This is a genomic window from Streptomyces sp. NPDC055400, from assembly GCF_053644375.1.
On record NZ_JBSHLM010000004.1, the window covers coordinates 395,719 to 409,721 of the forward strand.

Annotated in this window: 11 protein-coding genes, 1 tRNA gene and 1 pseudogene; 11 read left to right on the forward strand and 2 right to left on the reverse strand. The window is 70.0% G+C overall.

Features of this window, described 5'->3' with window-relative positions:
* Nucleotides 1-199: 199 nt before the first annotated feature.
* Nucleotides 200-691 carry a recombinase family protein gene (locus ACWIGU_RS13100; protein WP_454400232.1) on the forward strand — a complete coding sequence of 164 codons (492 nt, stop codon included), beginning with the start codon at nt 200-202 and terminating at the stop codon, nt 689-691.
* A gap of 83 nt (nt 692-774) precedes the next feature.
* Here the strand turns inward: ACWIGU_RS13100 and ACWIGU_RS13105 are convergent.
* A tRNA-Arg gene (locus ACWIGU_RS13105) sits at nt 775-847 on the reverse strand.
* Between the two features lie 277 nt (nt 848-1,124).
* Here ACWIGU_RS13105 and ACWIGU_RS13110 point away from each other — a divergent pair.
* The 10 genes and pseudogenes from ACWIGU_RS13110 to ACWIGU_RS13155 all read left to right on the forward strand — a co-directional run bounded on the left by ACWIGU_RS13110 (nt 1,125) and on the right by ACWIGU_RS13155 (nt 12,963).
* Nucleotides 1,125-2,777, forward strand: coding sequence for a dynamin family protein (locus ACWIGU_RS13110; protein WP_454400234.1), 1,653 nt, complete (start codon nt 1,125-1,127; stop codon nt 2,775-2,777).
* A 5-nt stretch (nt 2,778-2,782) separates the two neighbouring features.
* Entirely contained in the window at nt 2,783-4,609 is a 1,827-nt protein-coding gene (locus tag ACWIGU_RS13115; protein WP_454400236.1) for a GTPase, read from the forward strand.
* A 197-nt stretch (nt 4,610-4,806) separates the two neighbouring features.
* Nucleotides 4,807-5,304 carry a single-stranded DNA-binding protein gene (locus tag ACWIGU_RS13120; protein ID WP_454400238.1) on the forward strand — a complete coding sequence of 166 codons (498 nt, stop codon included), beginning with the start codon at nt 4,807-4,809 and terminating at the stop codon, nt 5,302-5,304.
* 322 nt (nt 5,305-5,626) lie between these two features.
* Nucleotides 5,627-7,042: a Cys-Gln thioester bond-forming surface protein gene (locus ACWIGU_RS13125; RefSeq protein WP_454400240.1), complete on the forward strand. Its 1,416-nt coding sequence runs from the start codon at nt 5,627-5,629 to the stop codon at nt 7,040-7,042.
* A gap of 296 nt (nt 7,043-7,338) precedes the next feature.
* The gene (locus ACWIGU_RS13130) at nt 7,339-8,595 is read left to right on the forward strand and encodes a Na/Pi symporter (protein WP_454400242.1); all 1,257 of its coding nucleotides are present in this window, start codon (nt 7,339-7,341) and stop codon (nt 8,593-8,595) included.
* 44 nt (nt 8,596-8,639) lie between these two features.
* Nucleotides 8,640-9,323: pseudogene (locus tag ACWIGU_RS13135) on the forward strand (GntR family transcriptional regulator); the annotation flags it as partial.
* A 121-nt stretch (nt 9,324-9,444) separates the two neighbouring features.
* Nucleotides 9,445-9,948 (forward strand): hypothetical protein, encoded by a 504-nt coding sequence (locus ACWIGU_RS13140; protein WP_454400244.1) that lies wholly within the window; start codon nt 9,445-9,447, stop codon nt 9,946-9,948.
* A 239-nt stretch (nt 9,949-10,187) separates the two neighbouring features.
* Entirely contained in the window at nt 10,188-11,852 is a 1,665-nt protein-coding gene (gene ettA, locus ACWIGU_RS13145) for an energy-dependent translational throttle protein EttA (RefSeq protein ID WP_454400246.1), read from the forward strand.
* Nucleotides 11,852-12,292 carry an acyl-CoA thioesterase gene (locus ACWIGU_RS13150; RefSeq protein WP_100594323.1) on the forward strand — a complete coding sequence of 147 codons (441 nt, stop codon included), beginning with the start codon at nt 11,852-11,854 and terminating at the stop codon, nt 12,290-12,292. The genes ettA and ACWIGU_RS13150 overlap by 1 nt, the downstream gene beginning before the upstream one ends.
* Entirely contained in the window at nt 12,289-12,963 is a 675-nt protein-coding gene (locus ACWIGU_RS13155; protein WP_454400248.1) for a hypothetical protein, read from the forward strand. Before ACWIGU_RS13150 ends, ACWIGU_RS13155 begins: the two co-directional genes overlap by 4 nt.
* 40 nt (nt 12,964-13,003) lie before the next feature.
* On the opposite strand, the gene ACWIGU_RS13160 is transcribed toward ACWIGU_RS13155, so the two are convergent.
* Complete coding sequence (locus ACWIGU_RS13160; RefSeq protein ID WP_454400250.1) at nt 13,004-13,960, reverse strand: ABC transporter ATP-binding protein; 957 nt, start codon at nt 13,958-13,960, stop codon at nt 13,004-13,006.
* Between the last annotated feature and the right edge of the window lie 43 nt (nt 13,961-14,003).

Sequence of the window (14,003 nt, forward strand, 5' to 3'; positions counted from 1 at the left end):
CAGGCAGACTCATCCGTCTCATCCGTGTTGCCCTCGGGCGGGGCGCGACACAGATGGGAACGGGCGTCACGTGCGGTTCCCCGGGGCGCGGGTCACGATGGAAGCGACGTACGCGTTGTCGTGGCGCGGGTGCTTGCGGGGAGGGTGAAGCCTCGCTCCGATCCTGGGCGAGCACGCGGCCTTGCTCGAGTCGGCTGCCGTGCTGCACGACATCGGCAAACCGCCCTACGGATACGTGGCCGACCGCATCCCCCACCCCGTCCCCGCCCGCCGCAGCGAGGGCAAGACCAAGACCCGCCTGCTCCCGGCCCCCCTCCGCGCCCCGGTCGTACGCAAAATCTTCGAGTGGCGTGTGGTCGAACGCCTCAGCCGAAAGGCGATCGCCGAGCGCCTCAACGGGGACCTCGCCACCCACCCGGCCCCGATCCCGCCCGACCCCGCCAAGGCGGTCGGCTTCTGGACGGCCTCCAACGTCCGTGACATCCTCACCAACCCCAAAGTCACTGGCCACATGGTCTGGAACCGCCGTGCCCGCAAGACGCGCGGCGGCAAGAACAACCCCATCGAGGAATCGCGAGATCGCCGCGCTGCCCGATTCGATGCGGCGCCGGATGTTCGAGGCCTTCCGTCTCCAGATGCACTACGACAAGCCCGCCAACAGCGTTCGTTGCCGCGTGGTGCTCACGGGTGACACGATCGACGCCACGGCCCGCATGGCCGGAGACGCGATGGGACCGGGGCCCACGGGCGCCGTTTCCGTTCCCATTTGTGTTGCGCCCCCGGCAGGACTCGAACCTGCGGCCAAGCGCTTAGAAGGCGCCTGCTCTATCCACTGAGCTACGGGGGCCGGTGTGTGGCCGGTGGCTCGGGACGGATGTGGGGGAGATCCGTGACCTTGCCGGGACCAAGGATAGGGCTCCCGGATCCCTGTCCCTGCTGCTTCGCCTCCGTGGCACGATGTGGAGGTTCAGTGAAGCGGTCCTGATAATCGCAGGCAGGTACGAATCCTGCACCGCTTTTGGCGCCTCACGCCCCGGGTGTTGTGCACTCGTTATGCCTGTGCCCCAGTCGTCCCTTCCGTCCCATGGACCGGATGGGCCGCATCGGCGCGCAGAGACGTCCATATGCTTCAGAAAGCCGCCAAAATTGGGCATTCTTCGCATGTGGTGACCTTGGACGTACGGCCTCAGTTGCTCGACGCACTCTCCGCGCTGCGCGACCGTGTCGCCGCCGCGCGCTTTCCCCTCCCTCTCCCGGGGGCGCCGCGTGCGCGTGCCAACCGGGTGGAGCTCCTCGCGCAGCTCGACGACTATCTCGTGCCCCGGCTGAAAGACCCCGAAGCCCCGTTGCTCGCCGTCATCGGCGGGTCGACCGGCGCCGGGAAGTCGACCCTCGTCAATTCCCTCGTCGGGCGGAAAGTCAGCGAGGCCGGTGTGCTGCGGCCCACGACCCGTACCCCCGTACTCGTGTGCCACCCCGAGGACCACCGCTGGTTCTCCGGCGCCCGCGTCCTGCCCGACCTCACCCGCGTATGGACGCCCCGCCGCCCCGACGACATCGAGCTCGGCGCCGCCGCCCCCGCCGACGACGACGAGCACGTCCTGCGCGTCGAGACCTCCGGCAACCTGCCCCGCGGGCTCGCCCTCCTCGACGCGCCCGACGTCGACTCCCTCGTCGCCCGCAACCGCGTGCTCGCCGCTCAGCTGATCAGCGCCGCCGACGTCTGGATCATGGTCACCACCGCCTCCCGCTACGCCGACGCCGTGCCCTGGCACCTGCTGCGCAGCGCCAAGGAGAACAACGCGAGCCTCGTCACCGTCCTCGACCGCGTGCCCCACCAGATGGTCGCCGAGGTCTCCCGCCAGTACGGGGCCCTGCTCGCCAAGGCCGGACTCGGCGACGTACCGCGCTTCACCGTCCCCGAACTGCCCGAGTCCACCGGCGGCGGCGGCCTCCTGCCGGCCACCGCGGTCGCCCCGCTGCGCGCCTGGCTCAGCCACCGCGTGCAGGACCCCACTGCCCGCTGCGCCGCCATCGCCCGCACCGCCAACGGGGTCATCGACTCCCTCCGGGTCCGCACCCCCGCACTCGCGGGCGCCGTCGCCTCCCAGTACGCCGCCGCCCTGCGCCTCACCGCCACCGTCGACGAGACGTACGCGAGGGAGCACGCGCGCGTGCGCACCCGGCTCCAGAGCGGCGGAGTGCTCGCCGGGGACGCCCTCAAGCGGTGGCGCAGCTACCCCCTCGACTGCGCGCCGGCCGAACTGCTCGACGCGCTCACCGAGAGCCTCGGCGCGCTCCTCCTGTGCGCCGTCACCGCCGCCGACGAACGCATCGACGAGGCCTGGCACCGCGACCCCGCGGGCGCCGCGGACGGACTCGCCGACCGCGACCCCGACCTGGAGACCGCGGAACACCGCATCGGTATGGCCGTACGCCGCTGGCGCCGCATGCTCGAGGAGTACGCGGAGGAACAGGTACGCATCCTCGACATCACTCCGCCGCCCGACACCGAACTCGTCGCCGCCCTCCTTGCCACCGCCCTCCTCGGCGGGAACCGCGCCCGCAGCGCCGGTGAGAGCCTCGCCGAACGCATCGGTGCCCAAGGGGCCCTGCGCCTGCGCGACCGGGGCGGGCGGCTGCTCACCGAATACCTGGACAAGGTGCTCGCCGTGGAGCGCGACCGCAGGCTCGCGCCGCTCGACGCACTCGGCGTACATCCCGAGTCCCAGGCCGAACTGATCGCCGCGCTGTCCGTACTGCAGAAGGAGAGGTGACCGCGGTGACCGCCGTCAGGGACCACACGGATCACATCGATCACATCGATCACATCGATCACACGGACCACACCGAGCACGCCGATGGCACGGAACCGGCAGGGCGGTGCGTGGATCCGCCCCTGGAGGACACGGACGGCTCCGGCGGCGGCGCCTGGGACGACGGGCTCATCGCCCGGCGCGTCGTGGACTCCGGAGTCTTCGACGTGGAGGCGGTACCCGGCCCGTACGGCCATGAGGACGAGCTGCACGGCGCCGACGGGGCGCTGGACGAGCGCCTCGACGCGCTGCGCGAACTCGTCGCGCTCTCCCGGGCCCGCGTCGACGGCGCGGCCCTCGCCGAGGCGGGCCAGGTGCTCGACGAGGCGGCCGCCCGGCGCAGGCTCTCCGTCCGGCACACCGTCGTCGCCATCGCGGGCGCCACCGGCAGTGGCAAGTCGACCCTCTTCAACGCCCTCGCGGGTGTGCCCCTGTCCGAGACGGGACTGCGCAGGCCCACCACCTCCGCGCCCATCGCGTGCAGCTGGACGGACGGCGCCGCGGGGCTCCTCGACCGGCTCGGGATCCCCGGTCGGCTGCGCCGCCGCCCGCTCCAGGGCCAGGGTCCCCAGAACGTGGACGCGCCGCTCAAGGGGCTCGTCCTGGTGGACCTGCCCGACCACGACTCGGCGGCCGTCGAGCACCGTCAGCAGGTCGACCGGATCCTCGCGCTCGTCGACGCCGTCATCTGGGTCGTCGATCCCGAGAAGTACGCCGACGCGATGCTGCACGAGCGCTATCTGCGGCCCCTGGCCGGCCACGCGGAGGTCACCTTCGTCGTCCTGAACCAGGTGGACCGGCTGCCCGGCGAGGCCGCCGACCTCGTACTGGACGACCTGCGCCGCCTGCTCGACGAGGACGGCATCGCGCTCGGCGAGCACGGCGAACCGGGCGCGACCGTACTCTCCCTGTCCGCCCTCACCGGCGACGGGGTCGATGAACTGCGCGAGTCCCTGGACCAGTTCACGCGCGAACAAGGCACCGCCGCCCGCCGGATCGCGGCCGACATCGACGCGGCGGCGCTGCGGCTGCGGCCCGTGTACGCGACCGGACGCAAGAGCGGGCTCAGCGAGGACGCCCGCGAGGAGTTCACCGACCGGCTCGCCGACGCCGTGGGCGCCGAGGCCGCGGGGCAGGCGGCCGAACGCGCCTGGCGCCGCAACGCCAACAAGGCGTGCGGCACCCCCTGGCTGCGGCTCTGGCGCTGGTACGAGTCCCGGCGCAGCCCGGGTGACACGCTGACGGTCAGGCCTTCGCCCTGCGACGACGAGGCGACGGCGCGCCAGCGCGTGGAGCACGCGGTGCGCATCGTGGGTGAGCGGGCGTCGGCGGGGCTGCCGCGGCCATGGGGCCAGGCGGTGCGGGAGGCGGCGACGCGGGGGGCCGAGGGGCTCCCGGAGGCGCTCGACGACCTGGCGGTCTCGGCGGGGTCGCCGCCGCCTCGGCTGCCGAGGCCCGGCTGGTGGCCGGTCGCGGTCCTCGCCCAGGTCTCCATGACGATCGTTCAGGTGGTCGGCGGGCTGTGGCTGTTGGGGCAGATCATCGGGGTTCTCGATCCGAACCTCGGAGTACCGGTGCTGCTGATGCTGTGCGGCATCATCGGCGGACCGTGTGTGGAGTGGTCGTGCCGGATGGCGGCGAAGGGGCCGGCGCGGCGCTACGGGCTCGACGCGGAACGGCGCCTTCGGGAGGCGGCGGCGGGGGCCGGGCGGGCCCGCGTCCTCGATCCGGTGGCCGCCGAGCTGCTGCGGTACCGGGAGGTCCGGGAGCAGTACGCGAAGGTGATGGGGTGACCCCCGCGGACGTGAGCCGCCACCTGGCCGGGTGACGGGGATTTCCACAACTGGCCGGTAGAACACAGGCACCAGCGGGCTCGTCCCGGCACAGGCACTCTGAGATCGCGGCCCGGAACCGACCGGGAACGCGGTACGGACGAGGCCGTGCGGGACGGGCCCGCACGCGTCCGTGCGCAGGGGAGGGGTGGACCGACATGAGCGAGACGACGGTGACGGTCGTGGGTAACGTCGCGACGACGCCGGTGTACCGGGAGCTGCCGAAGGGGCCGGTGGCGCGGTTCCGGCTCGCGGCGACGGCCCGGCGCTTCGACCGGGTGCGCAACGAGTGGGTGGACGGGCACACGAACTTCTTCACGGTGTGGGCGTGGGGCACGCTCGGCACGAACGTGCAGGGCTCGCTGTCCATCGGCGAACCGGTGCTGGTCCAGGGGAGGTTGCGGGTGCGGGACGAGGAGCGGGGCGGGCAGCACTGGACGTCGGCGGACATCCAGGCGTCGGCCGTCGGGCACGACCTGTCGCGCGGGACGACCGCGTTCCGGCGGAGCCGGCAGACCCGGCCGGGGCGCCAACCGGACGGCGACGAGCTGTCGTTCGAGATCGAGCCGCAAGGAGATGGCGAACCCAAGGAGCAGAGTGAACAAGGCGAACAGAGCGAACAGAGTGAACAGCGAGAACCGGCCGCCGTCGGCTGAAACGGACCGCTGAGCCCTCAGGGCGAGGCGCGTGGCGAATGCGGCCCGAAGTGCGGCTTATCTGCGAATGAACACCGGTTCCGTGCCGTTGATTTGTCGATAAGCCAGGGCTGCAATCATTAGCGGCGATAACGATTCCGAGTCGGATCGCTCTCGTGCCGCTCTGACCTGGGGACTGTGGTGCGCGGCTTCCTTAGGATGCCGGGCGTAGCCCACGGGGCCATTGATTCGGATGTCTGCTCAAGCGTCTGATTCACACATCGTTCTGTCGGCGGGACGTCACCCCCCTCGTGCCAATGTCTCCCGCCTGAAGGGGAATTCTGTGTTCTCTGCGGTATCTGTGTTGTCGGCGGTCACCCCACGCGGGCGGGGCGCCGCCCGCCTCGCCGCGGCGGCCCTGGTCTCCGGGCTCGTGGCCACCGCCGCGATATCCGGCGCCGGCGCGGCCTCTGCGGACGAGGTCCCCCAGCAGCAGGGCGGCGCGACCGCCACGATCGGCGGGCTCAAGACCTACGGTCGGGCCGTCATCCACGACAACGGCAAGGACCAGCCCGTCTCCGCCGGACTGTTCGAGATGTCCGTCGACAACGGCGGCACGCTGCAGACGTACTGCATCGACATCCACAACCCGACCCAGCGGGACGCCAAGTACCAGGAGACCCCCTGGAGCGGCACGTCGCTGAACGGGAACGCGGACGCGGGCAAGATCCGCTGGATCCTGCAGAACTCCTACCCCCAGGTCAACGACCTCGCCGAGCTGGCCCGCAAGGCCGGCGCCGGCAGCCTCACCGAGAAGGACGCCGCGGCCGGCACCCAGGTCGCCATCTGGCGCTACTCGGACGGCGCGGACGTGGACGCGGTCAGCCCCGCGGCCGAGAAGCTCGCCGACTACCTGCAGAAGAGCGCCCAGCCCGTCGCCGAGCCGAAGGCCTCGCTGAACCTGGAGCCCTCCGCCGTCTCCGGCCGCGCCGGTGACCGGCTCGGCCCGGTCACGGTCCGTACGAACGCCGACAGCGTGAGCGTGACGCCGCCCGCCGACGCGGCCGCCAGCGGCGTCAAGGTCGTCGACAAGGACGGCAAGCCCGTGACGTCCGCCGCCGACGGCGGGCAGCTGTTCTTCGACGTCCCCGAGGACGCCGCCGACGGCACGGCAGCACTGACGGTGCAGGCGTCGACGACCGTGCCGGTCGGCCGGGCCTTCGCCTCCGAGACCCGCAGCCAGACGCAGATCCTCGCCGGTTCCAGCGAGTCGACGGTCTCCGCGACCGCCACGGCGAACTGGGCGAAGAAGGGTGCGGCCCCCGCGCTGTCGGCGCAGAAGAACTGCGCCAAGGGCGGCGTGGACATCACGGCGACCAACAAGGGCGACGAGGCGTTCACGTTCAAGCTGATGGGCATCGAGCACACGATCGCGGCGGGTGCGTCGCAGACGGTGACGATCCCGTTGCAGGAGGACCAGGCGTACGACTTCACGATCAAGGGTCCGAACGGCTTCGAGGAGCGCTTCAAGGGCGTCCTCGACTGCAAGACCGAGAGCACCACGGGCGGCAGCGAGCAGCCGTCGTCGCAGCCCAGCCCGGCTTCCGTGGGCGGCACCGGCACTCAGGCCGGCGACCTCGCCGAGACCGGCAGCTCCAACGCCACCCCGCTGATCGCGGGCATCGCCATCGCCCTCGTGGTGATCGGCGGCGGCGCGGTCTTCCTGGTCCGTAAGAAGAAGGCCCCGACCCAGGACTGACCCCCACCTCGCCCGACGCCGGCCCCGGCACGCCTCCACGGCGGCCGGGGCCGTATGCGTCCCCGGCCGCACCCGGAGCGTCACCAAGAGTGACGCACGCCTCCACCTGGACGCCATGAACCACGCCCGCTCCACGGTGTGTGGGTCGACGGCGGACGGGATGGGGGCTGGGCAGGGTGGTGGGTTGAGGCGAGTGGTCAGGAGGAACCGCAGTCGCTGACGGCATCAGCCGTCCGTCGCACACGTACGGCGCTCAGCTGCACGCGCCCCTCGTCAGGAGCTCGTAGCCTTGGTTTATGGCGGAAGCCACATCCGACAACGGGCCGGACAACAGCCACAAAAAGGGTGATGTCTCCGGGCGAACCCCTTCTGCCGGCTCGGCGCTCACGGCCCCCGCGGCCGAGGGCGGCGCCGCAGCCGTCCAGCTGCCCGCATGGACCAAAGCCCTCGGCTGGTGCGGTGTCGCTGGGCTGATCTACCTGCTGATCTGTGCCGTAAGCATCATCAGTCGCGGCTTTGCGGGGCTGGGCAGCGACGCGGCGCACACCATGTTCGCCTTCGCCTCACACCCGTGGGTCGGGCTGAGCGTCGGCATTCTCGGTACGGTCCTGATCCAGTCGTCGACCACGACGACGGCCATCGCCGTCACCGCCGTAGGGTCGGGCGCGTTGCCCATCCAGGGCGCGATCCCCATCGTTCTGGGCGCGAACGTCGGCACCACCGTGACGACGAGCCTGGTCGCACTGACCTTCATCGGCGACCGCACAGAGTTCCGCAGGGCGCTGGGCGCCTCGACCGTCCATGACTTCTACAACTGGCTCGCGCTGCTGATCTTCTTCCCGATTGAGCTGATCTGGCATCCGCTGGAACACATCAGCGGGTCGTTGACCAATGCGCTTTACGGCACGGACTGGCTGCCGAACCCAGCCCACTTCAACTTCATCCGGGCGGCCACCAGACCGGTGGAACACGGAGTGATCCACGCGACCTCGCACGTCAGCAGCACACTCGGTCCGCTGTTCACCATCGTGATCGGCGCCGCGCTGATCCTGGTCGCCGTTCGCTACCTGGGAAAGCTGCTCAAACTGCTCATGGTCGGCAGGGCCCGCGACATTCTGATCAAGGCCGTCGGCCGCAACGCCTACCTCGCCATGGCGTCAGGCATGGGAGTAACCGTCCTCACCCAGTCCTCGACCATCACCACGTCCGTGCTGGTCCCTTTCGCCGGAACAGGCATCCTGACACCGGCGCAGGTGTATCCCGTCGTCGTCGGCTCCAACCTCGGTACAACGTTCACGGTGGTCTTCGCGGCGTTCGCAGGCGTAGGACAGGACGCGAAGATCGGCCTGCAGGCAGCCTTCGTGCACCTGATCTACAACCTCTTCGCGATCGTCGTGATCTACGTGATACCGCTCCTGCGCCCCGTACCGCTGTTCTGCGCCGAGAACCTCGCCCGCATCGCCTCCGAGCACCGGTGGGTCCTCGCCGTCTACCTCGGCACCGTCTTCATCGCACTGCCCGCCCTGGTCATCGTGCTGGTGGGCGTGCTCTGAGTGCGGCGTCCGACGGCGGAACCCGTCAGGGCTCAGTGCCCTAGGGGGACCGGCTTCCCTCCCGCGCCCAGATCGCCGAACAGTGCGGCGTCGGTGAGAACGTGATCCGCCGGGCCCAGGAGTTGCTGATCTCCCAGGGCGTACTGGAAGGCCGTGCGGGATCCGGAACGTATGTCGCCGCACCACGTCAGCGCGTGCGTGTCGTCCGATCTGCAGCGCGTGAGCAGCCCGACGGCTCCCCATTCCGCGCGGACATGAAGGCCGCGGGCAAGCAGGGTGACTGGGAGAGCCGTACCGAAGCCAAGGTGCCGGCGCCCGCCGAGATCGCGGCTCGACTCGGAGTCGCCGAGAGGGATCTCTGCGTCCGCACCGTGTACGAATTTCTCGCCGACGGTCGGCCTGTGCAGCTGTCGACGAGTTGGGAGCCGTACGACCTCACCGCGGGGACCCTCGTCGTTCTCCCCGAAGGTGGGCCCCATGCCGGTGTGGGAGTCGTGAACCGGATGGCGCAGATCGGCGTCACCGTGAGCCATGCCGTCGAGCAGCCGGAGCCGAGGCGGGCGAGCGTAGAGGAAGCCTCACTTCTCGGTATCCAGAAGTCCGCTCTGGTGACCCACATTCGGCGGACGTACTACAGCGACCAAGGGCGGCCAGTGGAGACGGCTGACATCGTCGTGCCTGCCGCCCTGTGCGAGATCGTTTACGAGATTCCGGTCAGCCCTCACTAGGGTCCGTAGCAGCGTCGGTGTGACTGAGTTCCTCGGCTGGCTTTTCGAGCCCTGAGCGGGCACCAAGGTCCGGGGTGAAATCGGGGATGGCTGTGAGCCATCCATGAGGGAGGCGGGGGCCATGGCGGCGGACGGTGCACGGGAGCGCTGGGAGTGGGCGCCCGAGGTCGGTGTGGGGCCCTTGCGATTCGGGATGAGTTCGGCCGACGTCGCAGTCGCGCTCGGGGTCTCCGCCCCGCAGGAACAGGTAGGCGGCCCGTACGAGCAGGAGAACTTCGCCGACGGGGTGAAGGTCTTCTACTGCGAGGGCAGGCTGGCGTGCGTGGCGTTGGATGCGGTGCTCGGCCCTCAGGCCTTCCTCGCAGGCCGGGCGCTGGACGGCCATGACCCCGAGCAGGCGCACCAGCTTCTCCTGGACCACGCGGCCGAGCACGGGAACTGCTTGCTGTACACGTCCGATGACTCCCTCGCTCTGACTGATCTTGGGCTGCTTCTGAGGGCTCAGCGGGTTGGGGAAGCGCTTTTGTCGCGACCGCTCTTCGTGATCGAGGAGTGGTTGGAATCGGAGTGGTACCGCGACCGCCTCCCGCTGGAAGGAGCCCCGGTCGTGCACGTATGGAACTAGCTCACGTAAGGCCCACACCTGTTTCCGCTGCGACGTCTCCGGCGATCCTGGGCCGTCCCTGGGCCGTGCGACGTTGCCCGAGGGTGACCAATGGCGACCAACAGTGACGGCTCTGCTGTGACGGACTGGGGTCGAACGCCCAGTTCAGGGCCTCAGGCGCATACGGGTTTCCATCCAGGGATGGACGTCAGGCAAGATGGGGTGTATCTGCCCACACATCGATTGCCGGACGGTTTCTCTTGGCTGAGTTCATCTACACCATGCGCAAGACGCGCAAGGCGCACGGCGACAAGGTGATTCTGGATGACGTCACCCTGAACTTCCTGCCCGGCGCGAAGATCGGTGTCGTGGGTCCCAACGGTGCCGGTAAGTCCACGGTGCTCAAGATCATGGCGGGTCTCGAGCAGCCGTCGAACGGCGAGGCCTACCTCTCGCCCGGGTTCAGCGTCGGCATCCTCATGCAGGAGCCGCAGCTCGACGAGGCGAAGACGGTCCTGGAGAACGTGCAGGACGGCGCCGCCGACACCATGAAGAAGCTCAACCGCTTCAACGAGGTCGCGGAGCTCATGGCGACCGACTACTCGGACGCCCTCCTCGAGGAGATGGGCAAGCTCCAGGAGGACCTGGACCACGCCAACGCGTGGGACCTGGACGCGCAGCTCGAGCAGGCCATGGACGCCCTGGGCTGCCCGCCCGGCGACTGGCCCGTCAACAACCTGTCCGGTGGCGAGAAGCGCCGCGTGGCGCTGTGCAAGCTCCTCATCGAGGCCCCCGACCTGCTGCTCCTCGACGAGCCCACCAACCACCTCGACGCCGAGTCGGTGAACTGGCTGGAGCAGCACCTCTCCAAGTACGCGGGCGCCGTGGTCGCCGTGACCCACGACCGCTACTTCCTGAACAACGTCGCCGAGTGGATCCTCGAGCTGGACCGCGGCCGTGCGCTCCCCTACGAGGGCAACTACTCGACGTACCTCGACAAGAAGGCCGCGCGCCTCAAGGTCGAGGGCCGCAAGGACGAGAAGCGCGCCAAGCGGCTCAAGGAAGAGCTCGAGTGGGTGCGGTCCAACGCCAAGGGGCGCCAGACCAAGTCCAAGGCCCGTCTCGCCCGCTACGAGGAGATGGCCGCCGAGGCGGACAAGATGCGGAAGCTGGACTTCGAGGAGATCCAGATCCCGCCGGGCCCGCGCCTGGGCAGCATCGTCGTCGAGGTCGAGAACCTCTCCAAGGCCTTCGGCGACAAGGTCCTCATCGACGACCTGTCGTTCACGCTGCCGCGCAACGGCATCGTCGGCGTCATCGGTCCGAACGGCGCGGGCAAGACCACGCTGTTCAAGATGATCCAGGGCCTCGAGACGCCGGACAACGGCTCGATCAAGGTCGGCGACACGGTCAAGATCTCCTACGTCGACCAGAGCCGCGCCAACATCGACGCGAAGAAGACCCTCTGGGCCGTCGTGTCGGACGAGCTCGACTACATCAACGTCGGCCAGGTCGAGATGCCGTCGCGCGCGTACGTCAGCGCCTTCGGCTTCAAGGGCCCGGACCAGCAGAAGCCGGCCGGCGTCCTGTCCGGCGGTGAGCGCAACCGCCTCAACCTCGCCCTGACGCTCAAGGAGGGCGGCAACCTGCTGCTCCTCGACGAGCCGACGAACGACCTCGACGTCGAGACCCTGTCGTCGCTGGAGAACGCGCTGCTCGAGTTCCCGGGCGCGGCCGTGGTCATCTCCCACGACCGCTGGTTCCTGGACCGGGTCGCCACGCACATCCTCGCCTACGAGGGTGACTCCAAGTGGTACTGGTTCGAGGGCAACTTCGAGTCGTACGAGAAGAACAAGATCGAGCGCCTCGGCGCGGACGCCGCGCGCCCGCACCGTGCCACGTACAAGAAGCTGACGCGAGGCTGATCGTGCGTCACATCTACGCCTGCCCTCTGCGCTGGTCGGACATGGATGCCTTCGGGCATGTCAACAACGCTGTCTTCGTGCGGTACTTGGAAGAAGCGCGGATCGACTTCATGTTCCAGCTGGCGCCCGGGGACGGGTCGCCGTCGTTCTCCGGCGGGTCCGTCGTGGCCCGCCACGAGATCGACTACGTACGCCCCCTGGTGCACCGGCACACGCCGGTCACCATCGAGTCGTGGGTGACGAAGATCAGCGCGGCGTCGCTCACGATCGCGTACGAGATCAAGGACGAGGACCAGCTCTACGTGCGGGCCTCGACCGTGGTCGTGCCGTTCAACCTGGAGGCGCAGCGGCCCCGGCGGATCACCGCCGAGGAGAAGGCCTACCTCAAGGAGTACATGGACGACAGTGCCGACAGCGGCTCGGGGGCGCTGGCCGCATGACGGCACCCGTGCTGCACTTCGCCGACGCCGGGGAAGGGGCGGACCTCGCCGCCTTCCTCGGCCGGCTCGTGCACTACGACCGGGCCGCCGCCGTGCGGCTCCAGGCCGGCGGACAGGCTCTTGCCGTGTTCGGGCGGCCGCCGTCGTTCGAGGTCCTCGCGATCCGCACGGCCCGCCTCCTGAAGCCGTACGAGTACGGTCTTGACAGCTCGCTGGACGTCACCGTGTCGGCCGGTGAGCTGCTCGAGTCGATCGACGAGCGGGCCGGGACCGCGCGCGTGCCCGCCGCGGTGACCGGTCCTCCGTGGGCCGGTGTCCTGCCCCCGCGCGGCGGCTGGGAGCTGGTTCCCGGCTTCCCGGACGTGGGCGTCGTACGCGGGCTCGTACGGGCCGCTGTCGCCGAGTTCAAGGCGCGGGTCGACGAGTTGGCTCCCGACGCGCGCACGCGCGCCGAACTGGACCGGACCGGGCGCGAGATCTGGTCGCGGACCATCGGCGACACCGGGGTTCCGGTGCGCGCCGCCCACGCGGCCCAGTCCCTCGGATTCCTCCGCGGGGACGCGCTCGACCTTCTCAGCAGCGGCTCGTGGCTGCGGCTGCGTACGGCCTACGGCTCCGTGGCGCTGCGGCGCGGCAACGGGATCTCCGGCCTCTCCGTGTCACCCGTCTGACCGGCCGCGCCGGACACCTGCCTCCCCGTACGGATCAGGATCAGCCCGGCTCGGTGTCGTCCGGCCACACCCCGATGTGGTCCTCCTCCAGCTCCAGGAGCACCCGGTCCCGCATCCCCAGCGCCCGCGTGTGGTCCGCGGGGAGCTGGAGCCGGCCCGCGCGGTCGAGCATGGCGTACTCCCGCGAGATCAGGGACTCCTGGCCGGTGGCCGCGTCGACCTCCGTGCGGCGCAGGACCTCCGTCGAGGTGCGGCCGTCGCGGATGGCGACCGTGCGGCGGACCTCGGAGGCGACGGCCTGGTCGTGCGTGACGATCACGATGGTCGTGCCCAGCTCCTCGTTCGCCGTGCGGAACGCGGCGAAGATCTGCTCGCCCGTGTGGGAGTCCAGCTCGCCGGTCGGTTCGTCGGCGAGCAGGACGGAGGGCTCGTTGGCGAGCGCCACCGCGATGGCGACGCGCTGCTGCTGGCCGCCCGACAGCGCCTGCGGACGCCGGTCGCGACAGTCTCCGACCCCCAGCAGATCGAGGAGTTCCACGGCCCGCCGGGACTTGTGCGAGCGCTTGGTGCCGCCCTTCAACTGCATCGGGAGCGCGACATTCTGAGCTGCCGTCAGATAGGGGAGCAGATTGCGGGCCGTCTGCTGCCAGACGAAGCCGACGATGTCCCTGCGGTAGCGCAGGCGCTCCTTCGCACCCATCGTGAGCAGGTCGCAGCCCGCGACCTTCGCCGCTCCCGCCGTCGGCTCGTCGAGCCCCGCGAGGATGTTCATCAGCGTCGACTTGCCGCTGCCCGACGCGCCGACCAGAGCCATCAACTCGCCCTCGCGCACCAGGAGATCGAGCCCCTGGAGGGCCTGTACCTCGACGCCGTCGGTGGAGAAGATCCGCACCAGCCGGTCGCAGGTGATCAGGGCGTCATGGCCGTACGCGGGCCGGTCGCGGCGGTCCGCGGCGCGCCGTTCGAGATCGGCGAGGGTGGGGTCGGTGGTGGTCATGAGGTCTCTCCCGGTGTCCCTTCGGCCCTCGCCGTGGCTGATC